This is a genomic window from Methylobacterium symbioticum, from assembly GCF_902141845.1.
In the GTDB taxonomy this organism is placed as follows: Bacteria; Pseudomonadota; Alphaproteobacteria; order Rhizobiales; family Beijerinckiaceae; genus Methylobacterium; species Methylobacterium symbioticum.
The window spans coordinates 1-25,504 of the sequence record NZ_CABFPH010000014.1; the positions used below are offsets into that span (position 1 = coordinate 1).

The 25,504-nt window shown below is 68.9% G+C and carries 30 protein-coding genes and 1 pseudogene; 13 read left to right on the plus strand and 18 right to left on the minus strand.

The genetic code is table 11. The features are described 5' to 3' along the window. Nucleotides 1-95: 95 nt before the first annotated feature. On the minus strand, nt 96-1,040 hold the full coding sequence (locus MET9862_RS07160; RefSeq protein ID WP_142582425.1) for a DMT family transporter: 945 nt from the start codon (nt 1,038-1,040) through the stop codon (nt 96-98). A 231-nt stretch (nt 1,041-1,271) separates the two neighbouring features. Here MET9862_RS07160 and MET9862_RS07165 point away from each other — a divergent pair, with 231 nt between their 5' ends. The 3 genes from MET9862_RS07165 to MET9862_RS07175 all read left to right on the plus strand — a co-directional run bounded on the left by MET9862_RS07165 (nt 1,272) and on the right by MET9862_RS07175 (nt 4,229). After that, on the plus strand, nt 1,272-2,963 hold the full coding sequence (locus MET9862_RS07165; RefSeq protein ID WP_142582426.1) for an integrase family protein: 1,692 nt from the start codon (nt 1,272-1,274) through the stop codon (nt 2,961-2,963). Between the two features lie 176 nt (nt 2,964-3,139). Continuing rightward, nucleotides 3,140-3,700, plus strand: coding sequence for a metallophosphoesterase family protein (locus MET9862_RS07170; RefSeq protein WP_059407893.1), 561 nt, complete (start codon nt 3,140-3,142; stop codon nt 3,698-3,700). A gap of 34 nt (nt 3,701-3,734) precedes the next feature. Beyond that, nucleotides 3,735-4,229 (plus strand): hypothetical protein, encoded by a 495-nt coding sequence (locus MET9862_RS07175; RefSeq protein ID WP_059407891.1) that lies wholly within the window; start codon nt 3,735-3,737, stop codon nt 4,227-4,229. A 16-nt stretch (nt 4,230-4,245) separates the two neighbouring features. Here the strand turns inward: MET9862_RS07175 and MET9862_RS07180 are convergent, their stop codons facing one another. The 7 genes from MET9862_RS07180 to MET9862_RS07205 all read right to left on the minus strand — a co-directional run bounded on the left by MET9862_RS07180 (nt 4,246) and on the right by MET9862_RS07205 (nt 8,307). Beyond that, nucleotides 4,246-4,488: a hypothetical protein gene (locus tag MET9862_RS07180; RefSeq protein ID WP_059407890.1), complete on the minus strand. Its 243-nt coding sequence runs from the start codon at nt 4,486-4,488 to the stop codon at nt 4,246-4,248. A 41-nt stretch (nt 4,489-4,529) separates the two neighbouring features. Next, nucleotides 4,530-4,832: a hypothetical protein gene (locus MET9862_RS07185; protein ID WP_059407888.1), complete on the minus strand. Its 303-nt coding sequence runs from the start codon at nt 4,830-4,832 to the stop codon at nt 4,530-4,532. A gap of 321 nt (nt 4,833-5,153) precedes the next feature. Next, nucleotides 5,154-5,324, minus strand: coding sequence for a hypothetical protein (locus tag MET9862_RS29215; RefSeq protein ID WP_159392710.1), 171 nt, complete (start codon nt 5,322-5,324; stop codon nt 5,154-5,156). Then, nucleotides 5,324-5,704 (minus strand): hypothetical protein, encoded by a 381-nt coding sequence (locus MET9862_RS07190; protein WP_059407886.1) that lies wholly within the window; start codon nt 5,702-5,704, stop codon nt 5,324-5,326. The genes MET9862_RS29215 and MET9862_RS07190 overlap by 1 nt, the downstream gene beginning before the upstream one ends. A 58-nt stretch (nt 5,705-5,762) precedes the next feature. Beyond that, nucleotides 5,763-7,610 carry a ParB/RepB/Spo0J family partition protein gene (locus MET9862_RS07195; protein WP_059407884.1) on the minus strand — a complete coding sequence of 616 codons (1,848 nt, stop codon included), beginning with the start codon at nt 7,608-7,610 and terminating at the stop codon, nt 5,763-5,765. A 77-nt stretch (nt 7,611-7,687) separates the two neighbouring features. Further along, a complete protein-coding gene (locus MET9862_RS07200; RefSeq protein ID WP_059407882.1) occupies nt 7,688-8,008 on the minus strand; it encodes a hypothetical protein in 321 nt (106 codons plus the stop codon). Further along, nucleotides 7,999-8,307: a helix-turn-helix domain-containing protein gene (locus MET9862_RS07205; protein ID WP_142582427.1), complete on the minus strand. Its 309-nt coding sequence runs from the start codon at nt 8,305-8,307 to the stop codon at nt 7,999-8,001. The genes MET9862_RS07200 and MET9862_RS07205 overlap by 10 nt, the downstream gene beginning before the upstream one ends. 220 nt (nt 8,308-8,527) lie before the next feature. Between MET9862_RS07205 and MET9862_RS07210 the strand changes: the two genes are divergently transcribed. The 3 genes from MET9862_RS07210 (at nt 8,528) to MET9862_RS07220 (ending at nt 10,615) form a co-directional block, all read left to right on the plus strand. Beyond that, nucleotides 8,528-9,256: a hypothetical protein gene (locus MET9862_RS07210; protein WP_142582428.1), complete on the plus strand. Its 729-nt coding sequence runs from the start codon at nt 8,528-8,530 to the stop codon at nt 9,254-9,256. Between the two features lie 2 nt (nt 9,257-9,258). Further along, complete coding sequence (locus MET9862_RS07215) at nt 9,259-9,753, plus strand: hypothetical protein (protein ID WP_059407876.1); 495 nt, start codon at nt 9,259-9,261, stop codon at nt 9,751-9,753. A 76-nt stretch (nt 9,754-9,829) separates the two neighbouring features. Further along, nucleotides 9,830-10,615, plus strand: coding sequence for a hypothetical protein (locus tag MET9862_RS07220; protein ID WP_142582429.1), 786 nt, complete (start codon nt 9,830-9,832; stop codon nt 10,613-10,615). Between the two features lie 67 nt (nt 10,616-10,682). On the opposite strand, the gene MET9862_RS07225 is transcribed toward MET9862_RS07220, so the two are convergent. Then, nucleotides 10,683-11,015 (minus strand): hypothetical protein, encoded by a 333-nt coding sequence (locus MET9862_RS07225; RefSeq protein WP_059407872.1) that lies wholly within the window; start codon nt 11,013-11,015, stop codon nt 10,683-10,685. A 213-nt stretch (nt 11,016-11,228) separates the two neighbouring features. After that, a complete protein-coding gene (locus MET9862_RS29220; protein WP_059407870.1) occupies nt 11,229-11,600 on the minus strand; it encodes a hypothetical protein in 372 nt (123 codons plus the stop codon). Between the two features lie 885 nt (nt 11,601-12,485). On the opposite strand from MET9862_RS29220, the gene MET9862_RS07230 reads away from it, so the two are divergent. Further along, on the plus strand, nt 12,486-13,454 hold the full coding sequence (locus tag MET9862_RS07230; protein ID WP_059407868.1) for a molybdate ABC transporter substrate-binding protein: 969 nt from the start codon (nt 12,486-12,488) through the stop codon (nt 13,452-13,454). 39 nt (nt 13,455-13,493) lie between these two features. Here MET9862_RS07230 and MET9862_RS07235 read toward each other — a convergent pair whose 3' ends face one another. The 7 genes from MET9862_RS07235 to MET9862_RS07265 all read right to left on the minus strand — a co-directional run bounded on the left by MET9862_RS07235 (nt 13,494) and on the right by MET9862_RS07265 (nt 19,081). Further along, complete coding sequence (locus MET9862_RS07235) at nt 13,494-13,706, minus strand: hypothetical protein (RefSeq protein WP_142582430.1); 213 nt, start codon at nt 13,704-13,706, stop codon at nt 13,494-13,496. Between the two features lie 8 nt (nt 13,707-13,714). After that, complete coding sequence (tetH, locus tag MET9862_RS07240) at nt 13,715-14,482, minus strand: thiosulfate dehydrogenase (protein ID WP_059407866.1); 768 nt, start codon at nt 14,480-14,482, stop codon at nt 13,715-13,717. A 29-nt stretch (nt 14,483-14,511) separates the two neighbouring features. Then, on the minus strand, nt 14,512-15,444 hold the full coding sequence (locus tag MET9862_RS07245) for a c-type cytochrome (RefSeq protein ID WP_244612611.1): 933 nt from the start codon (nt 15,442-15,444) through the stop codon (nt 14,512-14,514). Next, nucleotides 15,441-16,187, minus strand: a complete 747-nt coding sequence (locus MET9862_RS07250; protein ID WP_083374276.1) for a c-type cytochrome — start codon at nt 16,185-16,187, stop codon at nt 15,441-15,443. Before MET9862_RS07250 ends, MET9862_RS07245 begins: the two co-directional genes overlap by 4 nt. Before the next feature lie 348 nt (nt 16,188-16,535). Further along, nucleotides 16,536-16,634 (minus strand): DUF2474 family protein, encoded by a 99-nt coding sequence (locus MET9862_RS30605; protein ID WP_083374277.1) that lies wholly within the window; start codon nt 16,632-16,634, stop codon nt 16,536-16,538. Then, nucleotides 16,634-17,644 (minus strand): cytochrome d ubiquinol oxidase subunit II, encoded by a 1,011-nt coding sequence (cydB, locus tag MET9862_RS07260; protein WP_059407862.1) that lies wholly within the window; start codon nt 17,642-17,644, stop codon nt 16,634-16,636. Before cydB ends, MET9862_RS30605 begins: the two co-directional genes overlap by 1 nt. Nucleotides 17,645-17,656: 12 nt before the next feature. After that, nucleotides 17,657-19,081, minus strand: a complete 1,425-nt coding sequence (locus MET9862_RS07265; protein WP_059407860.1) for a cytochrome ubiquinol oxidase subunit I — start codon at nt 19,079-19,081, stop codon at nt 17,657-17,659. A gap of 229 nt (nt 19,082-19,310) precedes the next feature. Between MET9862_RS07265 and MET9862_RS07270 the strand changes: the two genes are divergently transcribed. Together MET9862_RS07270 and MET9862_RS07275 are read left to right on the plus strand one after the other, a co-directional pair. Continuing rightward, nucleotides 19,311-19,970 (plus strand): peroxiredoxin, encoded by a 660-nt coding sequence (locus MET9862_RS07270; protein WP_059407858.1) that lies wholly within the window; start codon nt 19,311-19,313, stop codon nt 19,968-19,970. Then, nucleotides 19,970-20,239 (plus strand): annotated as a pseudogene (locus tag MET9862_RS07275) (ArsR/SmtB family transcription factor); the annotation flags it as partial. The gene MET9862_RS07270 and the pseudogene MET9862_RS07275, both read left to right, overlap by 1 nt. Nucleotides 20,240-20,522: 283 nt before the next feature. Here MET9862_RS07275 and MET9862_RS07280 read toward each other — a convergent pair. After that, a complete protein-coding gene (locus MET9862_RS07280) occupies nt 20,523-22,199 on the minus strand; it encodes a bifunctional protein tyrosine phosphatase family protein/NAD(P)/FAD-dependent oxidoreductase (protein ID WP_059407854.1) in 1,677 nt (558 codons plus the stop codon). A gap of 215 nt (nt 22,200-22,414) precedes the next feature. Here MET9862_RS07280 and MET9862_RS07285 point away from each other — a divergent pair, with 215 nt between their 5' ends. The 4 genes from MET9862_RS07285 to MET9862_RS07300 all read left to right on the plus strand — a co-directional run bounded on the left by MET9862_RS07285 (nt 22,415) and on the right by MET9862_RS07300 (nt 25,501). Next, nucleotides 22,415-23,200 (plus strand): sulfite exporter TauE/SafE family protein, encoded by a 786-nt coding sequence (locus MET9862_RS07285; protein ID WP_059407852.1) that lies wholly within the window; start codon nt 22,415-22,417, stop codon nt 23,198-23,200. Nucleotides 23,201-23,274: 74 nt separating this feature from the next. Next, complete coding sequence (locus MET9862_RS07290) at nt 23,275-23,487, plus strand: YgaP family membrane protein (RefSeq protein WP_059407847.1); 213 nt, start codon at nt 23,275-23,277, stop codon at nt 23,485-23,487. A gap of 37 nt (nt 23,488-23,524) precedes the next feature. Further along, a complete protein-coding gene (locus MET9862_RS07295; protein WP_059407845.1) occupies nt 23,525-24,424 on the plus strand; it encodes an MBL fold metallo-hydrolase in 900 nt (299 codons plus the stop codon). Between the two features lie 33 nt (nt 24,425-24,457). Beyond that, a complete protein-coding gene (locus tag MET9862_RS07300; RefSeq protein WP_059407843.1) occupies nt 24,458-25,501 on the plus strand; it encodes a YeeE/YedE family protein in 1,044 nt (347 codons plus the stop codon). Nucleotides 25,502-25,504 lie beyond the last annotated feature (3 nt).

Consider the following 25,504-nt stretch of genomic DNA (forward strand, 5'->3'; position numbering starts at 1 on the left):
GCGGTCGAGGCCACCGTGCGCGCCGCCATCGCGGCGCGCGCCGCCCTGCCCGTGGCGGCCTGAGCGGAACCCGCGCTCCACGAGGCGGGTGCCGCTCAGGGCGCCCGCCGGCGCGCGCCGAAGCGCTCGGCGACGACGATGCCGCCGAGGACGAGGCCGAGCGCGGCGGCATTGTCCAGGCGGAACGGCTCGCCGACCAGGGCCACGGCCAGGATCGCGCCGAAGACCGGGATCAGGTTCACGAACAGGCCGGCCCGGTTGGGACCGATCAGCTCCACGCCGCGCATGAAGCAGAGCTGCGAGACCAGCGAGGGACCGAGCCCGACATAGGCGACGATCATCCACCCCTGCGCGGTCGGCCAGATCAGACGGCCGCTGGCCCATTCGGCCGCCAGGAGCGGCAGCGAGGTCAGGAAGGCGGCCGCGGCCATCGCGGCGAAGACCGTGATCCCCGAAACCTGCGGCCGCGCCCGCAGGGCCACCGTGTAGCCGGCATAGAACAGGCAGGCGACCAGGATGAACAGGTCGCCCCGGTTGAAGGCCAGCGTGCGCAGAACCTCCAGATCGCCGTGGGTGGCCGCCACGGCGACGCCGAGGAGCGTGACCAGCACGCCCACGGCCTGCATCGGCCCGACGGGCGTGCGGTAGACGAGGAAGCTGCAGACGAGGACGATGACCGGGATCGCGCCCTGAATCAGCGCGAGGTTGGTCGCGCTGGTATAGGTGCCCGCCACGTAGAACAGGGCGTTGAAGGCCGTGTAGCCGCAGCCGCCCATGAGCAGGATCAGGCGCCAGCGCGGCAGCAGGCGGCGCCACTCGCGCGCCACCGGCCGCGCGGCCAGCGGTGCGAGGGCGAGGCAGGCGATCAGCCAGCGCAGGCTCGTCAGCGCGAGGGGCGACACCTGGCCGACCGCCCACTTGCCCGCGACGGCATTGCCGGCCCAGATCAGCGCGGTGAAAGTCAACAGAGCGTAGGCGCGCGTCACCGACCCTGCGGCCGGCTCTCTGGAAACGGTCGCGGGTGATTGTGTCTGCACCATGCCGGCACCCTACAGCCGGACCGTCCCGGGGACTCGGCCAAACCGCGCCCCACGCGTCCGATCGCCTGAGGGCGACGCCCGCACGCTGCGTGGCCGCGAGGCCGGATGCGCGGGGGGAGGGGGCAAACAAAAACCCCGCCAGATGCTGAGCGGGGTGTGATGAAATTGTGGTAGCGAGGGAGGGATTTGAACCCCCGACACAAGGATTATGATTCCTCGTGACGGGCGGTTTTGGGCTCCATCCGGGCGCATCGACATGCACGGGAAAACGACGAAGCCCAGGTATTTATCGTATTCGATCAAGGATCTGGCAAGGGAAGCTTGGTAGCGGAGGGGATGAGCCCGGGCGGCGATCCGCCCGAGAACGTCCGCCCGAGATCCGCCCGAGCCGCTCGCATGCCCGTCAAACTCACCGAGGCCCTGGTCAAGCAGGGGATCGCCGACGCCGTCCCCAAGGGCCGGGCGTACGACCTGATCGACGCCGGCTGCCCCGGGCTGCTGATGCGCGTCGGGCCCCGTGGGGTGAAGTACGCATTCAAGTTCGAATCCGGACATCGGACGCACAGGCTGACTCTCGGCTCGACCGACATGCTCCGGCTCGCCGATGCGCGCGCGATCGCCACGGAGGCCAGGCGCCGGCTCGTCGACCGGCTCGGGGTCCCGGACGACCGCTGGCTGGAGGGCCGGCTCCGGCAGATGCACAAGCTCCCCCCGAAGGAGCCGAACCCGGCGCCTCGGGACCCCGCCCTCGTCGAGGCTTGGGAGGACCAGATCCAGCGAGCCGGCGAGTGGACCTGGGAGGAGGCCCTTGCGGCGTTCCTGGCGGAGGTCGCGCGCACCAGGCGGTCGGCCACGTACACGGACTACCGGAAGCTGCTCCACTCGCCCGAGCTCGCGACCTTTGCCGGACGGCGGGTCCGGCGCATCACGATCGAGGACCTCGCGACGGTCGTCCACGCGGTGCATGCCAGCGGCCGAGAGCGACACGCCGAGCACTTGGCGTCCGTCCTGAGACCAATGTGGAGCTACCTGGCGCGGCATGAGCACCGAAAGCGCTCCGGCGTCGAGGCCGGTATCCCCACCCTGCGGGCGCCCGAGCGGACGCCGGGCGACAAGCTGCGGGCGAACGGTAAGGTCCCGGGCGGGTATACGGCCAAGCCCGGCGAGATCGGGCGCATCCTGGCGGTGGCCCGGACCGGCGTCCTCAATCCGACGGTCGCCTCGGCCCTTCAGCTTCTCGTCCTGACCGGGCAGCGGCGGCGTCCCGTCGTCGAGGCCCTGGTCAAGGATTTCGTCCCGTGGGAGGAAGTGCCCGGCTGGGGCGTTTGGTCGATGGGACCTGCGCACCGGAAGACCGCGGCCAAGCGCGGGGACAAGCATAGGCACGCCCTGCCGCTGCCCCCGGCCCTGTGGGATCTCGTGCAGCAGCAGATGGCTCGGGCCACGGCCGCCGGGAGCGCTTTCCTATTCCCGCAGGTCCGGGCGGCCCGGATCGGCGCCGCTTTCGGTGGCCACCTTTCCGATGCGGCGATCAATCACAGGATCCTCGACATGGGCATCGCCGCCTCACCGCACGACCTCCGCCGCGGGCTGTCGACGGTCTGTCAGGCGACGCTCAGGATCCCGCGCGACACGGTCAAGATGATCCTTGACCACAATGAGGGCTACAGGAGCGACGACGTCCTGGAGCGCCATTACACCGATGACGATCGTCTCGACATCAAGCAGCCCCTCATGGCGCGTTGGTGCGCGTGGGCGGATGAGCAGGCCGCGGCCGCCGCCTCGGCGCTCCCCCCGGCCATCGAGCTCGGCGCCGAGTTAGCCCGTCGGCGCCGGGAGCGCGAGCTCGCCGGCAAGGGCAAGCGGAGCAAGCCCGAGGCGGGGGAGGAGGACATACCCGAGGAGCTCGCCACCGCCGCGTAGCCCAGGGATAACCCCTATCCTGCCGGTCGCCCCCCCCTTGCCCGGCCGGTCCAGATGCCCGAGTTTGCCGCCATGAACACGCTCCTCCGCATAGGCAAACGCCCCTTGGCCTGAGGCCAGCCACCGCCGCCGGGACGCCCCGGCCGGCACGCGTTCCCCTATGCCCGGAGGCCGCCATGACGGTCTGGTTCACGTCCGATACCTATTTCGGCCACGTCGGTATCCTCGGATCGAGGATGGCCCGGCCCCGCCCCTTCAAGTCGATCGAGGAGCACGACGAGGTCCTCGTGGCGCGCTGGAACGGCCGCGTCCGCCCGGGCGACCAAGTCTGGCATCTCGGCGACTTCGCCTACGGCGCGTCAGCCGAGAGGTGCCGGGACATCTTCTCGCGCCTCGCCGGCAAGAAGCACCTGGTGTGGGGCAACCACGACAACGCGCGGGAGAAGGCACTGTCTTGGGCAAGCCAGCAGGAGCGGGCTCTCGTCACGGTCGACGGCGTCTCAATGGTCCTGGGGCACTACGCGCAGCGCGTGTGGTACGGCATGCACCGAGGCGACCTGCACCTCTACGGGCACTCGCACGGCAGCCTGCCCGGTACGTCGGCGAGCCTGGACGTCGGGGTCGATTGCTGGGCCTGGGCCCCCGTCCAGCTCAGCGAAATCCGGGAGGCCCTGGCGGAGACGGCCGCCCGGAAGGCGGGGGCAAAGGCGGCCGCCGCCCTTGCCGAAGCGGCGTAGATGAGGCGGTAAGGTCAGGCTGCCACGATGGGGCATGCCCTGGCGCACCCGCACCGCCCGACCCATCAGCCACCGGTTCCACGAGGCCGATCCCGACGGACGGCCGCCGATGAAGTTCGTCGCCCGCCGGATCCCGGCTGGGGAGAAATTTTACGACCGGCCGCTCTGGAAGCACGTCAAGCTCCCCCCGTTTGACAAGAAAACGCTGGTCGTCCTGGCGTCCACCTGCGATGCCTGGGAGGCCCGGCTGCCCGAGGAGACGGAGGTCTCGGCCTTCGTCCTCAATTTCTTTGCCTGGCCGGACGACATCGAGATCCGGCTGTCCGACGACAAGATGCACGGGGCAATCAACAGGTGCTTCTCCGTCGTCGCGCTCACGCGGCACACCGCATCGGCTGTGTGGGGCGGCTCCGAGAAGAACGGATTCGAGCAGCTCGCCGACGACATCTACGCCTGCCGAGAGGTCCGGGCCGCCCCGGACATCGACGCGCTCCACTCCCTGACGCCCCAGGCGCAAGAGCTCCGCTAGGGCCCGGGGCGGCCCGTCAGACTCGGGCGGGCAGGCGGATGAGCGCGAGCTGGAAGATCTCGCCCAGGGTGTAGTGCGGCCCCGCCACGGCCCGCTGCACGTCCTCGGCTAGGCGAGGGATTTCGGGCATTGTGGACGCAGAGACCTGCACCATCAGCCGGGCCCGGCGCCGGCGCAGATCGCGACGCTCGGGCACGCCATGGATGCGCGCCTTACGGAGCTGGCGGTCGAACTCGTCGATGATGATCCTGGTGGTCATGGGCCATCCTACGTCGTCGAGGTTGCGTGTAGGTGAATGGGTCAGTCCACGCCCTCGGCCAGCTCCTCGACGTCGGGCACGAACAGCCGGACGTCGGTGACGCCGGTGTAGCCCATGACGAGCGCCTTCTCGTAGACCTTCCGGGGGGTGTCGTGGATCACGACGGTTGCGCTGACGATCGTCTTCCAGTTCGCCCGGGATCCTCCGGACGTGACGTTCCCGGACAGGAGCACGATGCCGTCGCCCAGCTTGGCTCCGGAGTCGCGATCGAAGGCGCGGGCGATGAGGCGGCCCGCTACCTCGACCGGCGACCGCCAGCTGTCCTTGTCGATGTCGCACTGCATGGACACGGTGTCCGGCTCCCCGTGCCATCCCACCCGTAAGACCTCTTCAGGGCGGCTCGGACGATGGCCTCGTTGCGAGCGTCGACCCGCCATGCGCTGGCTTCCCACCGGCCGCCCATGTCCTTGATCCGGCGGTTAAAGTTGAGGTTCGCGTGCGGGGTCTGGACGATGAGGTTGATACCGTCATGCGTGATCTGAATGGCCATGTCGGCGTGCTCCGAGATCTGCCCGCGAGGTCGGGCGGTGGGTAGGCCCCTCGACGGGTCGCCCCGGATTGAGGCGGCCGGTGGAGGGGCCGGAGGCGTGGGCCTCCGGCGGTGCTCAGCTGCTGCAGGCGCAGTCGATGCAGACGAACAACCGCTCGGGGTGCCGTTCCAGGAAGACGCCCTCGCCTAGATCGAGGGCCTCGTTGCACCAGGGGCAGAGGAACTCGCGCACCTGTCCGTCGTCGTCGTCTCGATTGCGATCAAGGTCCTCGACGTAGCGGGGCATCACTCGTCCTCCCCGTCGTCGTAGGGCCCGTACATCCCCCAGATCTCCGCCACGTCATCCTCGGGCAGCATGTCGATGGCGGCCTTGAGGGCGGGCACTCCCTCCAGGATCCGGAGCTTGTCCACGGCCGCGTCGCTCTCGGCCCAAAGCTCCTCGTGTGAGCTCTCGTGTGTGTGCCGGACGTCGTGGTCGACCCTGGCGGTCGTCGCCCGGAGTTCCTGCCCGAGGTGGGCGGCGAATCGGGCGACCTGCTCGGCGAGGGGACCCTGCCCGGCGGCGACGGCGGCAGCATGGGCGTTCACCAGGGCCTGGGGATCGTCGATGTTGATGAGGCCCTGCATCAGGGCGGGGATGGCGGTGTCGGAGGCGGGCTCGATCATGGGGGCGATCTCCTGTGACGGGGGATCCGGGGCGACCGGGCGGCCGCTCCGGCGGGGGTCAGGCGGCCTTCTTGCGAGCCGGCTTCGGCGCGGGGGCCGCCTCGGCCGCCGGGGCCACCGCGTAGCCGACGGGCCGGATCTCGGGCGGCAGCCAGCCGGTCGGGACGACCCGGGCCAGCGCGACCGCGGCAATCTCGAGCTTCGTCGATCCGGCGATCCGGTCCGCCTCGGGCTGCCCCAGGGCCTCCGCGACGGCGCGCAGCGCCACGGCCTTGGGCGCCGACTTGAAGAAGTTGGCCGCGTCCCAGCGCTCCCGAGTCGCCTCCGCCATCCGCGTGGCGTCGAGGCGGGCCTCCAGGGCCTTGGCCCCCTTGGCGCTGGACGGGACGGCGCCGACCGAGTGGATCTGCAGGTCGAGCGCCTTCCCGGCCACGCCGGCGGCGACCGTCAGCAGCGCATCGAGCGGCAGGTCCGCCAGCCTCTGGAAGGCCGCCTCATACTTCTCAGCGTCGGAGGCTTGGCCGCCGGGCGCCTCGTTGTAGCCGTTGAGGGTGATGCGGACCGGAGAGCTGTAGGAGTCCTGGGAGATCGCCGTGGCGAGCAGCGCGGCGAGGGCGACCTGCGGCGAGGCCAGCATCGCGTCGCGCATCGCGAGCGTGCGCTGCTGCGACAGCCGGAGCGTCAGAGCCGCCGAGATCGCCACGGATTCGGGCTGCTCGGCCTGCGCCTGCTGCAGAGCCTTGGCGGCGTCCCCGCCCTCGATCTTGGCGAAAGCCTTCGCGACGGCAGCCGTTGCCGGGCGGACGACGCCAAAGGTCATGTCGATCTTGCCGTCCCGGCCGATCCGGAGGATCACGCCTGAGCGAGCCTTCTGCTCCGGCGTGTAGCCGTCCTGCTTCATGTCCGTCTCGATGTCCTCGGCCTCCTGCTCGGCCGCGGCGACGCCGACGGGGTCGCCGTCGGCGTCGATGATCGCCTGGAGCTCCTCAAGGCGGGCGGTCTCTGCGTCGGTGGCCGCGCGAGGCTCGGCGCGGATGACCTGCCAGGACCAGCGGCAGTTGTCCGGCAGGTGCTCGTCACTGGCCGCCCAAGACCACCCGTCGGCGACGAGCCACGTGACCTCGGCCGCGATCTTCTCGTCGACCAGCCGCTTCAGCAGCGCAGGATCTTGGACCCGGTGGTTCTCGCCGAACAGGTCTTCGACGATCCCGCCGCCCGCCGCGACGTAGGCGTCCCGGCCGACGAAGCCGAGGTTGCGGCTCAGGTCATGGTCCCCCACGCCGAGCTCTGTCCGCACGCAGTGAGCGTAGAGCCGGCCGGCGCCGCGCAGCCTCTCCAGGACTGCGCGCTGCTCGTCGAGCGACGACGCGAGCGTGAAAGCCCTCACGGTGTCGACAGGGTCCCGGCCGAAGTCGCCGGCACGCCAGGCATCCAGCACTTCGTCGGCGAGCTTGCCCAGGGCCAACATCCTCCGGACACGGACGGCGTCGATGCCGAAGCGGGCCGAGATGGTCGCTTCATCCATTCCCTCCTGCTGGAGGGCGTGGAATGCCCGGTACTCGTCGGCCTGGTGCATGCGGGACTGGGTGATGTTCGCGCTGAGCCCGCGCTCGCGGGCAGTCTCGGCGTCGCACTCGATGACGGCCACCGGCGCGTCCGTGCGGATTCGGCCGTCGCAGGCGAGCGTCCGGAGGGCCGCGAGACGGCGGTTGCCGTCGACGACGTAGTGGGCCTGGCCGGCGCCGGGGACGACCGTGAGCGGCAGGAGCAGGCCAAGGGCGTGGATCGAGGCGGCGAGCTGGTCGATGCCATCCTCGCGGCCGGCGAGGCGCACGTTGACGACGCCCTCGGGCGCCGAGGTGTCGTGGCCGTGCATGAGGATGTGGAGGGGGAGCGTCTTGAACATGATGCAGCACCATCAGTTTCGGGGCGGGTAGCGGGGTGGGGCGCCCTTGTCGCCGGGCGCGTCGGCGGGGGAGCCGGTCAGCTAGGCGGCTCCTCTCGGCCGAGGGCGGCCGACGCGAGGGCGATCGCGGCCGTCACGCCGGCAACGCCGGTCGCCTGCACGACGAGGATCTGCACCCGCGCCGGGCCGGGGTCGCCGACAAGGCGGACGTCGCCCTGGTCGTCCCGCCACATGCCCGCGGCGGCGAGGAGCGAATCCGGGACGTGGGCCCCGGACCGCAGGCTCTTCGAGACGCGGCTCTCGCTCATGCCGGCGGCGGTGGCCAAGGCTTTGGAGGTCCCGGCTTCCTGAGCGGCCGCAGCGATGCGGGCGCGGATCTGGCGAGCGGTCAGCTGCAAGGCGCGGCCTCCGGAGCGGGGACCGGGCGGGCGGGGGAGGCAGGCGTCCAGAGCGTCCGCATCGGATCCCCGACGAGGACGAGGTGCCGCTCGACGCCGACGAAATGCATCGCGCGCTCGCTCGGGAGCCGGCGGAGCTTGAGCCATTGGCCCAGGTCTCCCTCGTGGATCCCGCAGGCCTGCGCAAACGCGCGCTGGCTCCCGGCCTCGGCCACGCCAGCGCGCAGCAAGGCGACGATGTGCTCGTAGCTCACGACGGGCACGAGGCTCCCTGCACCTGAGAAGGGTGCGGCATTCATTCAAGTCATCCCTGATAAATTTATTGATATTCCTCTTATTAAGCCACTTGCGAATTTGCGCGCAAGAGCGAAAATGAGGGTACGCGCAGTTTTTTTCGGTTCGAGAAGCGAACTGCCGCTCGGTATCATTTGCAAAAGATCGGGGACGCCGATGCTTCAAAGGATAGATTGCCCGATCCTTGGCGCGAAGACCGCGTCAACTCTTGCGGAAACGCCCGAGTTGCTTGACCTCTCGTGGCGCCGGGCGGGCCACGGGCGCTGGATCGCTGGGCGCACCGAGCTGTCCGATCACCTCCTGCGCCGGTTCCCCAACGCCACCGCCAAGGCCGGCCTGCGCATCGAGGACCGCGTCGTCGTGTGGGACCTCGCATCCGCCGCGGGGGTGCCCGACCTCGCAAAGAGGATCTCCAGGTGGGAGCAGGACGTTCGGCAGGACCTAGCCCACCACGCCCGCGTCGCGCAGGCGAACCGCGGCGTGGAGGAGGACGCCCTCTCCGCCGTTCAAGACGCCCTCGCAGACGAGCTCGCCAGGCACGCGTGGGCATTCAGATCGAAGGGTCCCCTGGCTTGGGGGCTGGCCGGGGCCCGGCGGCTCACGCCCGGGCAGGTTCGCCTCGCTCACGCGCTCCTCGCCGAGGCCCGGGACGTCGTCGCGGCGGTGGATCGCCGGCTCGCCCAGCCTGCCGCGCCGGAGGACGTCGCCGCCGTCAGGGATCCTGACGTCCGGGCCGACCTGCTCGTGGCGTGCCGGCACCTGTCAGGGCTGGATGGGGACCAGGCCCGGGAGCGGAATGGGGTGGGCTGGAGCGCCGTGGCGTTGGCAGAGGGGCACCGCCTCGCCAGCACTGATTCGCTCGACGTCGTCGAGGCCGCGCATGCCCGGGCGCTCGTCTACGCGCACCGGAGGCAGCTCCCCCCGGCGCTGCGCGCCTGCCTTTTCGGAGAGTGACAATGACCACGCTGCGAAAGATCTTCGTCGCTATCCTTCGCTGGTACGGCCTGATGGCGCCGGCAGCCGTGCCTGAGCCGCCCCCACCGGCTGCGCCCCCACGGCAGCCGCTCAGGTCGACGGCCGCCCCGTTGGGCTACCTAATTCGCCGGCACGTGCGCACGATCCAGCGAGACCAGTACGAGCTGGCACTCGGGCCGCCGCCCCCGCTGCCGCCCGAGGTCCGGGCGTGGCTCGCGAAGATGGACGACAGCCAGCTGCGCCGCATCATCCGGACGGCCGACTGGCAAATCCAGGACCACGTCCTCGCCGGCACAGCTGGCCAATGCCACGACCTCGGATACGTCGTACCGCTCCGGCTCTCCTCGCTCACGGAGGGATCCGACGGTCGGGAAGGCCGGTCCGGCAAGGGTGGCCCGGGCCGGGCATGGGAGCAGCACGTCGAGGCCATCATGACGGAGGTTAACGCGCGCGGGTACGGCGGTCCGCGGCGCTGAGGCGTGACTTGTCCTGGTAACTTTCATGCCGCGGGGGGAGGCTCCGTTCGCGGCACAGGCCGTGATGGAGGTTGAGATGTCCGTTTCTGACAGGTTCGCCCGGATCGCCCGGGCCATCGCCGCGATGATCATGGCCGCGCTGCGCGCCATCTTCGGCGGCGTGAAAGAGGCCGGTGCCGCGATCGCGGCCGACGTCCGCATGGTCGGCCGAGGCGTGAGGGACGGCGCCAGCCACGTCGCCCACGTCGCCGGCCGGGGGCTGTCCGGTCCGGCGCAGGTGCTGGACTACGCAGCCGGCGCCTTCGGTGCGACGCTCGGCGCGCTACTGCCCCGCCGGCCCGTCGGACCCCGGGACGTCGCGGACGCTGCCGTCGGCCGGGACGACAGCATGGCGGCGCAGACGTTGACCCAGGTGCCTCCCGCCGCCCGAGCCGAGCTCCATGCCGCCGCCATGCTCGGCAACGCCGTACAGGCCTCCGCCGGGGCCCGGGCAGCCGGCGACGTCCGGATGATCCCGCTCCACGATGCCGACCTGCCGCCGCACTTGGTCCAGTGGCTGGGTGGCCTCTCGCCGAACCAGCTGCGTCACCTCGGTGAGTTGACCACGTGGGTCGTCGCCGCCCACGTCCAGGGCCGCACCCCGATCCCCGGGATTCCGCCGGCTCCAGCCGCGCCCGTGGCTGCCCCGGCCCGGGACGACATGCGGGCGATGCTGGCCCAGATCCGCAGGGCCGCGGCCAACGACCGGGCGGAGGTGGCGGCCATGGCGACGCGCGGCCCCCGCCCGGCGGTTCTGCCGACCGAGGACGACGACGAGGCCTATGACCGCCGCCGTGGGGGGGCGCGTCCCGCCTTCGGCTGAGGTCTGCGACAAGAACGGAAAGGGCCGCCGGCGATCCCGGCGGCCCCTCGCATCTCAGCGGGCGTCCTCAGGCGCCGATGATGTCGCGCAGGCCGGCCGAGAACTCCCGCTCCACGCTCAGAGCCTCACGCAGCGCGGCCGCTTCTGCAACGGCCCGGGCGAGGGCCCGCTCCACGACCTCGATGCGGGCCTCGGCAGCCACCGCGCGGACCTCGGCCTCGCGCTGGTCGGCGCGGGCGTCCTGCAGCCTGTAGGCCAGCCGGGTCACCGAATCGACTGCCTCGTCCCGCCGGGCCCTCCGCTCAGCCGCAGCGAGCTGCACGCCGAGGTGGATCGCGCTGCCGATCGAGGCGAGCCTCCCCCCGCAGTCCATCATGACCTCGGCGGCGATCGCGTTCATGGGGGCCTCCTTGGCGGCGGTGTGTACCCTCAAGATGGGCCTGGGCGGACTCCCTCGTCCAGAGGGCCGGCCCGCCTTTCGAGCGGTATCCCTGGCCTCCGGTTAACCGGGACGTGTCCAGCGAGCGGTTTTGGGGCCGAGGGGCTGTCCTACCGTTACTCCATTCCACGGAATCGGCTGTCGCGATCTTGGTAACGCGGATTTCGAGGGATCCTAGGCGGCCTTTGCAGGTCCTGGTGCGCCCCGTGGCGGGGTCAGCAGGCGGTCCTGGATCGCTGCGAGGACGGCCTCGGAGCGGTAGCGGACCGGCTCCCGGCCAGCCTCCTCCGCCCGCACGGACCGTAAGAGGAGATGCTCCTGCGTGAGCCTAAGCAGCGCCGCTGGAGTGACCGGGCGCGTCAAGGCGTCCCCGCCCCGGGATAGGATCGACCGGACGGCGTCCCCGAGGGCCCTGTCCAGCGTCGCCGCGTCGGGCCGCCCCATGTCGCGCAAGCGCTCCCGCTCACCGGCCTTCCGGCGCCGGCCGAGGTCTCGCTCGTGTGCGACGCGCTGGGCCTCGGACAGGGTGGAGATCTTCATGCGCATGGGGTGGCTCCTCGATGCTGGAGGATGCCCCGGGGCGATGCATACGTCCAAGACATGTCACGCCAGGATGCCCCCGAAACGTGAAATGTCCGCCAAACCTGAACATTTGTTAATTTTGAAGGGCGCACAGGGGGCGCACAGCGCCCGACGGTGGGCGCACGTCGGACTACGCTTCGGCGCGAACTCGCGGCCGGAGGGTCACGACGACTTCGTGGTCCAGCGAGGCCGCGGCGGCGCAGAGGCGGTCCCACCCCCAACCGGCGATGTCACCGGCCCGAAGCTGCGTGCGCGCGTGGCTGTCCCGCATGCCCTCGGGGAAGCCGGTCGCTCGGGTGAGGCGGCACGGCTTGGCTGAGGGGACAGCCGGCATGAGCCGGTCGAGGAATGCCTGGAGGGGGCCGGCGTGGGCCGCCGCGACCTGCGCGGCAAGGCCGTCCTTGGCTCGGGCGGCGTCGGCCTGGCCCCGGGGGCGTCGTAGCTGGCCATCAACTGGTTGCCGCGGATTCCTATCGCAAGCCGGCTGCCAAAAGCGGCCATTCCGCCTAGCGCCCAACACGGCCGTTCAGAACGCTCCGGCACCTTCTTCAAAGCGGACCATCCAGCAATTTCGTTTGTAGCTCTACGGGATACCCAGCTACCATTCACAATGCCGCTTTCACTGTCCTGGATGATAGCCTCATCATTCCGCGGATCTCACCCGCAGCCACGTCGCCAGGGGATTTGACGTCTTCGTATCAGGGGACGCCATTGTGGCCCGGTGCAAGCTCCAAGCTTGGCAAGCCGGATCAGAGCTGGTTTGAGCTCCACAACTTATCCTTAAGCTTGACTTAAGCTACAGGGTCCAACGGCGACGTCTCCGTCCGGCGTAAAAGGAAGGCGATTTCGATGCCTCAAATCAGGTTTCTCAGCCTTGCTTTGGGTTGCTGTTTACTTGTAGTTCAAGCCTCCCCGAGCCACGCGATCGATTCCCACGTAGGCCGGCTTCCCCCATGGCAAGCTGGGGCCAACAACCCTGCAGTCGACAAGGGGTTGGAATTCACGGTTAAGGAGGCCGACAACCTCGCCGACTTCCATGGCGACCTGACCAACGCGCGCCTCGTGCTCTACGTGGGCGGCAATTACTTCTTCGCGATGGCGCCGCTGGTGGCGGCCTTCGAGGCGAAGCACCCTGAGCTCAAGGGCCGGATCTACTACGAGACGATTCCGCCGGGTCTGCTCGTCCGCCAAATGAAGGCCGGCGGGCGCATTACCGTCGGCAACATGACTTGGACGGCCAAGCCCGATGCGTACTTCTCGGGCCTCATGGCGGTAAATCGGCTCATTGAGGCGGGCGATCTTCTCGGCCCCCCGACGATCTACGCGACAAATCAGCTTGCGATCATGGTGCCCAAGGGCAACCCGGCGGGCATCAAGGGCTTGGCCGATCTTGCGCGGCCGGGGCTGACCCTCGCCATGCCCAATCCCGAATTCGAAGGTGTCGCTCGCCAGATCAAGGCCTCCCTGGCCAAGGCGGGGGACGATGATTTGGTGAAGGCCGTCTACGAGACAAAGGTCGCCGACGGGACGACGCTTCTGACGCGGATGCATCATCGCCAGACGCCGGTCTGGCTAATGCAGGGACGCGCACAGGCCGGGGTCACGTGGCGTTCGGAAACCTTGTTCGAAGAGCAGGTTGGATTACCGACCGAGCGCATCGACATCCCGGACGAGCAGAACGCCACCGGCATCTATGCCGGAGCGGTCGTGAAGGACGCCGCGCATCCGGCCGAGGCGAAGCTCTGGCTGGATTTCCTCATGGGCGACGACGCGCGAGCGGTCTTCTCCCGTTATGGTTTTGGCCAATACCGGCCGTGAGGACTGCGGACTATCGTCGTGACGCCGGGCCGCTTCGCCTCATCGGCGGACCGGCGAGGCCTTCGGGCTGCGGGACAGGGCGCGGTTGAGCTTGCGCAAGGCGCGGTCGTCGCGGGTGCAGAGATCGTGGGCGAAGGCCTCCTCCAGATAGGCCGCCTCCGCCGATCGTTTCGTCCGGCCGGCGGCCTCGACCGCCGTCACCGCGCTGAGGACAAGGATTCCGACGAGACATCCGACACTCAGACCCTGCACTGTCGGCCTCACTTCGCGTAATGAAAGCCGGCCTGCTGCAACTCGGGCAGCGTGCCGACGGCGCCGGGGGTCAGGACGACGCCCGGAATGAGATGGTTCGTCAGCTCCGCCAGCGCATCGTGCGAGAGCTTGTCCGGGTTCAGATCGCGCCGGATGAGCGTCCCCGCCTGTTCCCAGATTGCGTTGTGACACGAGAGGAATACGACGCCCCGGGCCATCAGCGCCGGGATCGTGTTGTTCTCCGGCGAGAACATCCCCGCCGGGTCCTGGTAGTTCGCGGCCCCCGCCTGAGCCGCTTTCTTCCGCACGATCAGCGTGTTGGTCTTGAACGCCTCGCCCGCGAGCTTGGTGAGTTGGTACTTGTCCCACATCGCCTGGTCGTAGAGGGCGACATTCGCCGATCCGTGGGTCGCCGAGGCGGCCAGAAAATCGGGATGCTTGAATGACCAGACCTGATTGTTCAGGGCGTTGCGCATGAGGTTCAGCCACGGCCCGCCGATGTCGGTGTTGTCCCAGACCTGGCGGGGGCCTCCCTTGTAGGCGATCACCTCTGACAGGGCCTCGTGGTCCCAGAAATCTGGTCGGTCGAGGATCATCGGCACGATCTTAAAATCCCGCCGGCGCGGGGCCCTCGCCAGACGGTCTGTGAGGTCCCGCAGATTTCGGCTGCCCTCGGGTAGGTCGGCGGCGGTGGTCGCCCCGGCCGGGCGCGCGTCCGCCAAGCCTGCGGCGAGGCCGGCGCCCAGGGCAAGCAGGCTGCGGCGTTCGAGGGTCATGATCGTGCTCCCAGGGGGCCAGTTGCTGTTCAGTGCGGCACGGTCCCGGCAGGAGGTGCCCCCTCACCGAGCGTCACGCCGTCCACGGCCTGACCGTAGAAATCGTAAGGGCTGTCGTGATGGGCCTTGCGGGTCGCCGCGAGATCGCCGGTGAAGCGTGGGTCCTGCGGTCGCTCGCGACTGTCGATATAGGCGGCGACGTCCCAGGCTTCGGCATCGGTGAGGCTGTTGCCCTGGCTCAGCGGCATATTGGCCTTGATGAAGCCTGCCGCGTTGACGACCGAACTCATCCCCGCGCCCCAATTGTAGGAGCGGGCTCCCCACAGTGGCGGGAACACGATCGTCCCGTCCGGGCTCGCCTGCCCGGCACCGTCGCCACCGTGACAGAGGGCGCATTTCGCGGCGTAGACTTCTCGCCCATGGGCCAGATCGAGGCCTTTGGGCTTGGCGAGCTTCGGGTACCCCTGCCCGGGAAGCTTCATGCCTACGGGAGCCCCGTGGGCGAGGAAGGCGGCATAGGTCTCCAGCGCGACCAGGACGGGATCGCCCAGCGGGGGCGCCTTGCCGTTCATGCTGTAGCGGAAGCATCCCTGAAGCCGCTCCGCGAAGGTATTCACGTGACGGTTCTTCGCCCGGTAGGCCGGGTAGACGAGATAGGCCGCCCAGAGGGGAGCGGAATGGCCGAGGCGGCCCCGGTCGAGGTGACAGTTCGTGCAGCGCAGATCGTTGCCGACGAAGGCCCGCGCCTCGGCGCCCGTATCGCGAAAGATGCGCTCGCCCAGGCGAATGACTTGGCCGAAGTCGTCGTCGGAGATGGCGGAATCGGGCTGAGGCACGAAGGGCGGCGCGGTTGTCTCGGCCCCTACGGAACCGAGGGGCGTCAGGACCGCGAGGCCCCCCATCGCCGTTGCCAGCGCGAGGCGGGCTGCGGACCGTCCGGTGAAGCGCGTCATAAGGTTCATCGGCCGCCTCCAATCGCCGTGACAGGAAGAGCGGCGTAGTAGGCAGCGACGGCGGTGGCGTCGTCATCGCTCAGCCGGTCGGCGATCCCCTTCATCAGCCCGAGGGGATCGTTGTGGCGTGTCCCGGCTTTCCAGGCGGAGAGCTGCGCCGCGAGATAGGCGGCCGGCTGGCCGGCCAGCGGCGGGAAGGCGGCGCCGACGCCCTGCCCAGCTGGGCCGTGGCATTGTGCGCAAGCGGGCAATGCCTTCGTCCACTCACCAGTCTGCGCCAGCATTCGGCCGCGGTCGTATGCCGTGTCGTCCGGCTGGGGTGTCCCGTCGGGCGGCGGGGCGCGGAGCCCGGCATAAAAGACGGCCAACGCCCGCCGCTCCTCCGGTGCTAGGCCTTGGGCAATCGGACCCATGATCTCATGGTCCCGGCTGCCGTCGGCGAAGCTGTCGAGCTCGTGTGCGAGGTAGTCCTCCGCGAGGCCTGAAAGACGGGGAAAGCCGCCCTCGGCATTTCCGCCCCCGGAATCCCCGTGGCACGAGGCACAGGCCGGCACGCCGGCCTGTGTTCCGTTACGGGCGATTTCACCACCGTCCATGGCTCGTGCTGGGCAGACAGAAGCACACATCAACAGTCCGCCGAACGCGATGCGGACACTCCTGCTCGCCGCCAGAGCCAACCTGCGACTCATCGGAAGCACAGCGACGAGCGCAGAAAAGGCAAGGTGAGAAACTTTGACCGACGGTGCATGCATTCCGCCATCCTTGCCGTCCTGCTTAAGCCAGGCTTAAGGGGGGCTGCCCCCCGCCGAACAATGGAAAGGCACTCAGCACAAATATCCGTCATCGCGGCGGCGCGCTGGCATCCCGGGCTGGAGGATGCACTGTCGAGAACGTCGGCACGAACATTCCTCTGGTCGAACGCGCCAACGTCCGCTCGACCTTTTCCGGGAGCGCGACAGCCGCCGAACCGGCAGTGGCTCCGGCTTCGCTATGGCAAAGGTAGGTCTCGGCCCGACCTCGCAAGGGGACTTACCAAGGACCGAAGCATCCTGAAGGGGTGGCGTGCAGGATCACGGTTGCAATGGGCAGACCGACACCCTTCACACCCCCTTGAGTAGCCACCGCAGCGGCAGGGCGACAGCCGTGAGGCTCGCCACGCTCATCGCCCAGATCAGCACGAACCAGCCGAACCTGCGCATCAGTGGTACCCCGCTTCCGCCGTGACCTTGCCGCGGAACAGCCAGTACACGTAGGCTGTGTAGGCCAGGACCAGGGGCACCAGCACCGCCGCGCCGTAGAGCAGGAAGCCCTGCGATTTCGGATGCGTCGCCGCCTGCCAGATCGTGACGCTCGGCGGCACGATGTACGGCCACATGCTGATGCCGAGCCCGACATAGGACAGCAGGAAGAAACCGAGCGCGCAGAGGAAGGGCGTGACCTCCTCCCGCCGCCCTAGGGCCTGGGCGAAGCGCCACGCCAGGAGCCCGACCAGGATCGGCACCGGCGCGCCGACGAACAGGCCGGGCAGGCCGAGCCAGCGGGCGCGAAAGGGCGCGCTGATCGCCAGCGTCGTCGCCGAGACCACGGCGATGAGGACCAGCGTCGCCACCGCCAAGGGCTTGGCGAGGTTATACGCCCGGATCTGCAATTCGCCGCTGGTCTTCCAAATCAGCCAGCAGGCCCCGAGCAGGCCGTAGCCTACGACGAGCGCGAAGCCGGTCAGCACAGAGAACGGCGTCAGCCAGTCCCACCAGCCGCCCGCATAGGCCCGGCCCTCGATCCTGATGCCCTGGACGAAGGCGCCGAGCGCGATCCCCTGGCAGAAGGCGGCGACGAAGCTGCCCCAGGAGAAGGCACGGTCCCACCACAGCTGCCCGCGCGGCGTCGCCATGCGGAAGCGCATCTCGAAGGCGACGCCCCGGAACACCAGCGCCAGCAGCATCAGGATCAGTGGCATGTACAGGGCGGGCAGGATCGTGGCGTAGGCCAGCGGAAACACCGCAAACAACCCGCCGCCGCCCAGCACGAGCCAAGTCTCGTTGCCGTCCCAGACGGGGGCGACCGAGTTCACCATCACGTCCCGCTCGGCCTTGCCGCGCACCGCCGGGAACAGGATGCCGAGCCCGAGATCGAACCCGTCCATCGCCACGTAGAGAAACACGGCGGTGGCGATGAGGATCGCCCAGATGAGGGTTAGATCGAGGTCCATGACAGCCTCCCCTCACTCGGCCGGTTGCAGGTGCGCGTCACCGGCGAGTGCCGGCGCCGGAGTAATGCCCGCCGTGCGGACCGGCTGGCCGACGGGCGGGCCGGATTCGTGCGGTCGCGGGGTCTGGTTGAACAGGTGGAACAGGTACCAGATGCCCGCCCCGAACACCGCGAAGTAGACCAGCGCGAAGGCCGCGAGGGAGGCCGCCACGGCGGGGGCGGCGATGGGTGAGACGCTGTCGGCGGTGCGCAGCAGGCCGTAGACCGTGAAGGGCTGGCGGCCGGTTTCCGTCACCACCCAGCCCGCCGTCACCGCGATCAGCCCCGAGGGGCCCATCGCCACGGCGAAGCGGTGCAGCCAGGGCGTCTCGAACAGGCGGCCCTTGTACCGCAGAAACAGCGACCACAGGCCGAGGCCGATCATCAGCATGCCGAGCCCGACCATCACCCGGAAGGCCCAGAACACCAGCGGCAGGTTGGTCGGCCACGTGTCGCGCGGCAGGTCCTTCAGGCCCGTGACCTTCGCGTTCAGATCATGCGCGAGATAGAGGCTGGCGAGGCCCGGGATGCCGATCTCGTATTTGGTCTCGGCGGCCTGCGCGTCCGGCCAGCCGAACAGAATCGAGGGCGCGCGGGTCACGCTGTCGAAGTGGCCCTCCATCGCCGCGACCTTGGCGGGCTGGTGGTGGTAGCTGTTCCCGCCGTGCAGGTCGCCGAGCACCAGTTGCACCGGGGCGACGATCGCCGCCATCCACATCGCCATGGAGAACATCAGCCGGGCGCGGGGATTGGTCCGGTCGCGCAGCAGGTGCCACGCGCCGACCGCGCCGACGATCATCGCCGTCGTCAGATAGGCCGCCGTCACGGTGTGGGCGAAGCGGTAGGGGAAGGACGGGTTGAAGATCACCGCCGTCCAGCTCTCCGGCACGAACCGGCCGTCGGCATCGAGCGAGTAGCCCGCGGGCGTCTGCATCCAGGAATTGGCGGACAATATCCAGAAGGCCGAGAGCAGCGTGCCGCCCGCGACGAGGCAGGTCGCCAGGAAGTGCAGGCGGGGGCCCACCCGCTCCATCCCGAACAGCATCACCCCGAGGAAGCCCGCCTCCAGGAAGAAGGCGGTCAGCACCTCATAGCCGAGCAGCGGCCCGAGCACGGGAGCGGTCTTGTCCGAGAAGACCGACCAGTTGGTGCCGAACTGGTAGCTCATCACCAGCCCCGACACGACGCCCATGGCGAAGGCTACGGCGAAGACCTTCAGCCAGTAGCGGTAGGTGTCGAGATAGACTGGCTTGTCGGTGGCGAGCCAGAAGGCTTCCAGCACCGCGAGATAGCTCGCCAGCCCGATGGTGAAAGCCGGGAACAGGAAGTGCCAGACGACCGTGAAGGCGAACTGACTGCGGGCGAGGTCGAGCGCGCTCGGGAGATGGTTGGCCAGCATCCGTGGGCGCTGCCTTTGGCGGGAATGGGGACATCCGGGAGGCCCGCCATGGACCGTACCGAACCAAGCATGCCGCCGGAATGTCGCCCCGCCTTCATATGCCACAGCTCGGGCGTGTCAATACAAGTTTATGATGCGAAGACCTACTCGATATGAATTTGCATATTGACCGGCATCGTAGCGAGGTCCACGGTGCTGACCACACTGTTGAAACGTCGAGAGTTGTTCCATGAGTATCGAAACCGACACCGATCCGCCCGTGCCGCCGCCCGCCTGCCCGCCGATCATCGGCGACGTCGCGCCGAACTTTCGCGCGCGGACGACGATGGGCCCGCGGACGCTCGCCTCGTATCGCGGACGCTGGCTGGTGTTCTTCTCCCACCCGGCCGACTTCACCCCCGTCTGCACCAGCGAGTTCGTCGCGTTCGCCCAGGCCTACGAGGCCTTTCGGGACACCGACTGCGACCTGCTCGCCCTGTCCGTCGACAGCCTTTCCTCCCACTTGGCCTGGAAGCACAGCATCGAGCAGCGTTTCGGCGTGCGGGTGCCATTCCCTATCGTCGAAGATCCCGCCATGGGCATCGCCCGGGCCTACGGCATGCTGCCGGCTGGCTCGACGTCGAGCGCCACCGTCCGGACCACGTTCGTCATCGATCCTGAAGGCATCGTGCGGGCGCTGGTCGCCTACCCGCTGACGGTGGGCCGCAGCATCGCCGAGATCCTTCGGCTGGTGCAGGCGCTCCAAGCCTGCGACGCATCGGACGTCTCGACGCCGGAGGGATGGCAACCCGGCGACCAGGTGCTTGTGAACCCGCCTCTGACGAGCGACGAGATCGCCCAGCCAGGCGCTGCGGGGCAGGACTGGTACTACCGCTTGGGAAGCCTGTGATGGCCTCCGGCACGGACGAGGCGACGGCGATCCTGATCGCCGACCTGCTCAAGGTCGCCGCCAACCCGAACCGGCTGCGCATCCTGTATCTCCTGGCGGAGGGAGAGCGATCCGTCTCTGAGATCGAGCAGCAGCTCGGCATCCGCCAACCAACGCTGTCGCAGCAGCTCGGGGAGCTGCGCAACGCTGAGGTCGTGGCCACGCGGCGCGAGCACAAGGTGGTGTTCTACAGCCTGAGCGACGCCCGCATGCAGGCCCTCCTCGACGCGTTCGACGACATCCTGATCGCGGGTCGACCGCGGAGAAGCTTGCCTGCGCGCAGCCCGGATGCGCGAGCGCGGGCGCTCGGCCAAGCGGCGATGTTCGGTCAGGTCGGAGAACCTTGACGGACGCTGTCGCTCCGTTCCTAGCGCCGCTCGCTGGCGCTGGCGCGCCGCTCCGAACACGTGCCTCACGGTCCGGAACCCTAGCTGTCGGCTGAGGGCATGCGATTGAGCCCGCATCGTCGACGCACAGCGAGCGGCGCCGGGACAAAGCCGGCGCCGCTTAGCTTCAGGCGGCTGCCTTCTCCGGCTTAGCCATCCATTCGCGTCCCTTGAGCATGGCCTTCCAGTAGATTGGAGGCAGCATCCGCTCCTTCAGGAGCCATGCGAGGTGGCTCGGCTTCGTCCCGTCGATCAGCCATGCGGGGAAGCTCGGCATGAGCTTGCCGCCGTAGCCGAACTCCGCGAGCAGGATCTTACCTCGCTCGACCGTGAGCGGACACGAGCCGTAGCCGTCGTAGGCGACCTCGGCCCCGCGCAGGTGGCCCATCTCGACGAGGAGGTTGTGGGCCACCACGGGCGCCTGCTTGCGCGCGGCGGCGGCGGTCTTGGCGTTGGGCGCGTTGCAGGCGTCGCCGAGCGCGTAGACCTCGGGGAAGCGACGGTGTCGCAGGCTCCCGGGGTCCACATCGACCCAGCCGGCGGCATCGGCCAGGGGCGAGACGCGGACGAAGTCGGGCGCCTGCTGCGGCGGGACGACGTGGATCATGTCGAAGCCGGTCTCAACCGTCTCGCTGCCGCCCTCCTCCGTCTTGCGCGAGAACCACGCGCGCCGAGCCGGACCGTCGATCCGGGTCAGGGTGTGATTGAAATTCAGGTTCGCGTCGTAGCGCTTCACGTAATTCATCAGGGCCGGGACGTATTCCTTCACGCCGAACAGGACTGGACCGGCATTGTAGAGCTCGACCGCGATGTCCCCGAGCCGCCCCTGCCGCAGCCAGTGGTCGGCGGAAAGGTACATCGCCTTCTGCGGGGCGCCGGCGCACTTGATCGGCATCGGCGGCTGCGTGAAGACGGCGCGGCCCGCCCGCAGGTTCCGCACGAGGTCCCAGGTGTAGGGGGCGAGGTCGTAGCGGTAGTTCGAGGTGACCCCGTTCCGCCCGAGGGTTTCGGCGAGCCCCTCGATGCCGGCCCAGTTCAGCTTGAGGCCGGGCGCGACCACGAGGCGGTCGTAGCGCACCACCCGGCACCCTTCCAAGATTACCGCCTTGCGCTCGGGCTCGAAGGCCGCAACCGCCGCCTTGATCCAGCGCACGCCGTTCGGGATCAGGGAAGCCATGGTCCTGGCCGTGGCGGCGGGCTCGAACACTCCGCCGCCGACCATCGTCCAGCCCGGCTGGTAATAGTGCACGTCCGCCGGATCGATGACGGCGATGTCGAGGTCGGGTTTGCGCGCCTTCAGGCTCGCCGCGACGGCGATGCCGCCGGCCCCGCCGCCGACGACGACCACACTGTGGAACTGGTCGGCGTGCTCAGTAGGAACCCGGCCGCCTGCCGCGATGCGCCGGACGACGCCGCTCAGTTCGTATCCGGCCGCCTTGGTGGCAGCCAGGATGTCCGGAAGCGGCCGCGCAGCTGCCGCCTCGCCGAGCGCCCACAGCGTCGCGGAGCGGGTTCCGGTGCGGCAGAAGGCGAGCACCGGCTTCGGCAGGGCCGCGAGCTCGCCGCGGAAGGCCATCACATCCCCATCCGTCACCTTGCCCGACGTGACGGGTAGGTACCGCGCCTCCAGGCCGGCCGCACGCGCGGCGGCCTCCAACTCCGAGAAGCCCGGCTGGTCGCCGCCCTCGCCATCGGGGCGGTTGCAGATCACCGCCCGGAAGCCCGACTCGGCCGCCGCCGCGAGATCGGAGGGAGCGAGCTGACCCGTCACCGACAGGTCCGGGGAGAGGCGTTTGACGTCCATGGCTAGATCCTCATCTGATAGATTTATATTATGAGTTGCGATTTCTATAAATCATACGTTGACCTCCACCGCAAGAAGGTCCACCAGTGACGAAAGCGACGATCCTTTCATTTTGTTTTTTTATTAAATGAATGACAGTCGGGATCGGGGCTTGCCGGCCGCCGACCGGCTCGACCGGTCGTCGACAAGGCCCCTGGACGCGGAGGTCACCGCCGATGAATGCGCTTCCCGCCATCTTGTCCGGCTCAGGGGTCGGCTTCACGCTCGGACTCATCGGCGGCGGCGGCTCGATCCTGGCGACGCCGCTTCTGCTGTACGTGGTCGGCATGGCCCAGCCGCACCTCGCCATTGGAACCGGCGCTCTGGCGGTCGCGGCCAACGCGTTCCTGACCCTCGTCGGGCACGCCAGGTCCGGCAACGTGCGTTGGCGCTGCGCCGTCGTGTTCGCCGGAGTCGGCATCCTTGGCGCCCTCGTCGGCTCGACGTTCGGCAAGGCGGTCGACGGCCAGCGCCTGCTCTTCCTCTTCGCGATGCTGATGGTCGTCGTGGGCATCCACATGCTGCGGGGTCGCAAGGTTCAGAGTGGAACCTCGGAGCCTGTCGGATGCGGTCCGGTACCGAGTTGGAAGGTCGTGGCCGTCGCCTTCGCGGTCGGGGTCCTGTCGGGCTTCTTCGGGATCGGCGGCGGGTTCCTGATCGTGCCGGGCCTCGTCTTCGCCACCGGCATGCCGCTGATCACTGCGGTCGGCACCTCGCTGCTCGCCGTTGGTGCCTTCGGCCTCGCCACAGCAACGAATTACGCCCTGTCCGGAATGGTCGATTGGGCCGTCGCCGGGGAATTCATCGCCGGCGGCCTCGTCGGCGGTTTCTTGGGTATGCGGCTGGCCAACCGGCTCTCTGGCTACAAGGGCGCGCTCGACACGGTATTCGCCACCGTCATCTTCGGTGTCGCCGGCTACATGCTCTACCGCAACGCCGGCGCTTTCGCCGCGACGCCTTGACCGTCGCCGAGGCGGGCGCCCGGTGCCGCACCCGCTTCGATGACCACCGGACGGCACCTTTCAGGAAAACCGCCATGACCCCCAATGTCGGTAGCATCGATCGCATCCTGCGCCTCGTCGTCGGCCTTCTGATCGCAGGCCTGGGCTACACGATGCTCGCCGGAGTCTGGGCCCTTGCCGCCGTCGGCATCGGCGCCGTGATGGCGTTGACCGCCCTCGTCGGGTTCTGCCCAGCCTACACGATCCTAGGGATCAACACCTGCCGACGCCGGCTTCCCGGCGCGTGACCCCACCCGTCCAAGGACGACCGACAGGAGACAAGCAATGACCGAAGCCCGTGGCCCCGAACCCGTCATCCAAGCCTTCTTCGACGAGCCCACCAACACGGTGAGCTACATCGTGGCCGATCCCGAGACGAAGCAGGCGGCCTTCATCGATCCGGTGCTCGACTACGATCACAACGGCGGCAGCGTCGACACTCGCTCCGTTGAGGCGATGCTGACGGCCGCCGACGAGGCGGGCTACACGGTGGTCTGGACGCTGGAAACCCACGCGCACGCCGACCACCTCTCCGGCTCGCCCTACGTGAAGGCCAAGACCGGCACGAAGATCGGCATCGGCGAGCACATCAAGGAGGTCCAGAAGATCTTCCGCCCGGTCTTCAACGCCACCGACCTAAAGACCGACGGCAGCGATTTCGACCACCTCTTCGTGGACGGCGAGACGTTTGCCATCGGCAATCTCGCCGTCGAGGTGCTGTACACGCCAGGCCATACGCCGGCTGACATCTGCTACCGCATCGGCGGCCACGTCTTCGTCGGCGATACGCTGTTCATGCCCGATTTCGGTACCGCGCGGGCCGACTTCCCCGGCGGCGACGTGCGCACCCTCTATCGCTCGATCCGCAAGTTGCTGGCCCTGCCTCCGGCGACGGTGCTTCACCTCTGCCACGACTACAAGGCGCCGGGCCGCGACGTGTACGCCTGGGAGACCACGGTCGGCGAGCAGCGCGAGCGCAACGTTCATGTGAAGGAGGGCGTGAGCGAGGAGGAGTTCACCGCCATGCGCACCGCCCGGGACGCGACGCTGGCTGCGCCGCGCCTTCTGCTGCCGTCGATCCAGGTCAATATCCGCGCCGGCAAGTTCCCCCCGGCCGAGGCGAACGGCGTTCGTTACCTGACCATTCCGGTCAAACTGAAAGGCGGAGCGGAATTGGGCGTTTGACAGGGCTCATCGGTATTGGGCGTACCTGAGCCGATGATGGACCTCCTGCCTGCGCATCTCCTCCGGGCGGCCCTCGGCCTCGTGCTGGGTGCCGTGCTCGGGATGGTCGCGCGCCGGGGGCGGTTCTGCACGTTGGGCGCCATCGAAGATGCCGTCTATGCGCGCGACACGCGCCGCGCCCGGGCATGGTTGCTGGCCACCGGCATCGCCGTGGTGGGCACGCAGCTTTTGGAATCCGAATTCGGTCTCGACCTCGCCCGGTCGATCTATGCGGGGCCGCGCTTCGAATGGGGCGCGATGATCCTCGGCGGAACGATGTTCGGCTTCGGCATGGCGCTCGTCGGCACCTGCAGCTTCGGCGCGTTGCTGCGGCTCGGCGGGGGAGATCTGCGCGCCCTCCTCGTCCTCCTCGTGCTCGGCCTCTCGGCCTACATGGCGATCAGCGGCGTGACAGCCTTTCTGCGCGTGACGCTCACCGCACCGCTCAGCCTCGATCTCGGTAGCCAGCGGCTCGGGGCCTTGTTGAAGCTGGATCAGACCGGCCGCGTGGCCTTCAGCGTCATTGCAGGCATCGGCTTCTGCCTCGTGGCGCTGACGGGCAAAGACTTCCGTCGGACTCAGCGGCTCCTCATCGGCGCCATCGCCATCGGGCTCGTCATCGTCGCCGGGTGGTGGACGAACGGGAGCGCGGGTTTCGACGAGTTCGAAACCCGGGCGGTCGGCTCCTTCAGCTTCGCACGGCCGGTCGGCGATACCCTCCTCTATGCCATGCTCGCGAGCGGCACGCGGATCGATTTCGGCGTGGCCTCGGTCCTCGGCGTCGTGCTCGGGTCCTTCGCGGCGGCGCGCGCTGCGGGTGAATTTCACTGGGAGGCGCCCGATGATGCCCGCGAGGTGAAGCGCCACCTGCTCGGCGCCTTCCTGATGGGCACCGGCGGCGTCACGGCGCTGGGCTGCACCATCGGCCAGGGATTGAGCGGGCTTTCGACGCTGTCGGTCGGCTCGATTCTCGCCCTCGGCGCGATCCTCGTCGGGGCTCGCGCGGGGCTCTACTACCTCGTGGACCGGCACACTTGAGGG

Excerpts from the sequence above, each read along its gene's own strand:
- MET9862_RS07160 (WP_142582425.1), bottom strand. The coding sequence starts at position 1,040 with ATGGTGCAGACACAATCACCCGCGACCGTTTCCAGAGAGCCGGCCGCA.
- MET9862_RS07170 (WP_059407893.1), top strand. The coding sequence starts at position 3,140 with ATGACGGTCTGGTTCACGTCCGATACCTATTTCGGCCACGTCGGTATC.
- MET9862_RS07175 (WP_059407891.1), top strand. The coding sequence starts at position 3,735 with ATGCCCTGGCGCACCCGCACCGCCCGACCCATCAGCCACCGGTTCCAC.
- MET9862_RS07180 (WP_059407890.1), bottom strand. The coding sequence starts at position 4,488 with ATGACCACCAGGATCATCATCGACGAGTTCGACCGCCAGCTCCGTAAG.
- MET9862_RS07185 (WP_059407888.1), bottom strand. The coding sequence starts at position 4,832 with ATGCAGTGCGACATCGACAAGGACAGCTGGCGGTCGCCGGTCGAGGTA.
- MET9862_RS29215 (WP_159392710.1), bottom strand. The coding sequence starts at position 5,324 with ATGCCCCGCTACGTCGAGGACCTTGATCGCAATCGAGACGACGACGAC.
- MET9862_RS07190 (WP_059407886.1), bottom strand. The coding sequence starts at position 5,704 with ATGATCGAGCCCGCCTCCGACACCGCCATCCCCGCCCTGATGCAGGGC.
- MET9862_RS07195 (WP_059407884.1), bottom strand. The coding sequence starts at position 7,610 with ATGTTCAAGACGCTCCCCCTCCACATCCTCATGCACGGCCACGACACC.
- MET9862_RS07205 (WP_142582427.1), bottom strand. The coding sequence starts at position 8,307 with ATGAATGCCGCACCCTTCTCAGGTGCAGGGAGCCTCGTGCCCGTCGTG.
- MET9862_RS07215 (WP_059407876.1), top strand. The coding sequence starts at position 9,259 with ATGACCACGCTGCGAAAGATCTTCGTCGCTATCCTTCGCTGGTACGGC.
- MET9862_RS07220 (WP_142582429.1), top strand. The coding sequence starts at position 9,830 with ATGTCCGTTTCTGACAGGTTCGCCCGGATCGCCCGGGCCATCGCCGCG.
- MET9862_RS07225 (WP_059407872.1), bottom strand. The coding sequence starts at position 11,015 with ATGAACGCGATCGCCGCCGAGGTCATGATGGACTGCGGGGGGAGGCTC.
- MET9862_RS29220 (WP_059407870.1), bottom strand. The coding sequence starts at position 11,600 with ATGCGCATGAAGATCTCCACCCTGTCCGAGGCCCAGCGCGTCGCACAC.
- MET9862_RS07230 (WP_059407868.1), top strand. The coding sequence starts at position 12,486 with ATGCCTCAAATCAGGTTTCTCAGCCTTGCTTTGGGTTGCTGTTTACTT.
- tetH (WP_059407866.1), bottom strand. The coding sequence starts at position 14,482 with ATGACCCTCGAACGCCGCAGCCTGCTTGCCCTGGGCGCCGGCCTCGCC.
- MET9862_RS07245 (WP_244612611.1), bottom strand. The coding sequence starts at position 15,444 with ATGAACCTTATGACGCGCTTCACCGGACGGTCCGCAGCCCGCCTCGCG.
- MET9862_RS07250 (WP_083374276.1), bottom strand. The coding sequence starts at position 16,187 with ATGCATGCACCGTCGGTCAAAGTTTCTCACCTTGCCTTTTCTGCGCTC.
- MET9862_RS30605 (WP_083374277.1), bottom strand. The coding sequence starts at position 16,634 with ATGCGCAGGTTCGGCTGGTTCGTGCTGATCTGGGCGATGAGCGTGGCG.
- cydB (WP_059407862.1), bottom strand. The coding sequence starts at position 17,644 with ATGGACCTCGATCTAACCCTCATCTGGGCGATCCTCATCGCCACCGCC.
- MET9862_RS07265 (WP_059407860.1), bottom strand. The coding sequence starts at position 19,081 with ATGCTGGCCAACCATCTCCCGAGCGCGCTCGACCTCGCCCGCAGTCAG.
- MET9862_RS07270 (WP_059407858.1), top strand. The coding sequence starts at position 19,311 with ATGAGTATCGAAACCGACACCGATCCGCCCGTGCCGCCGCCCGCCTGC.
- MET9862_RS07280 (WP_059407854.1), bottom strand. The coding sequence starts at position 22,199 with ATGGACGTCAAACGCCTCTCCCCGGACCTGTCGGTGACGGGTCAGCTC.
- MET9862_RS07285 (WP_059407852.1), top strand. The coding sequence starts at position 22,415 with ATGAATGCGCTTCCCGCCATCTTGTCCGGCTCAGGGGTCGGCTTCACG.
- MET9862_RS07290 (WP_059407847.1), top strand. The coding sequence starts at position 23,275 with ATGACCCCCAATGTCGGTAGCATCGATCGCATCCTGCGCCTCGTCGTC.
- MET9862_RS07295 (WP_059407845.1), top strand. The coding sequence starts at position 23,525 with ATGACCGAAGCCCGTGGCCCCGAACCCGTCATCCAAGCCTTCTTCGAC.
- MET9862_RS07300 (WP_059407843.1), top strand. The coding sequence starts at position 24,458 with ATGATGGACCTCCTGCCTGCGCATCTCCTCCGGGCGGCCCTCGGCCTC.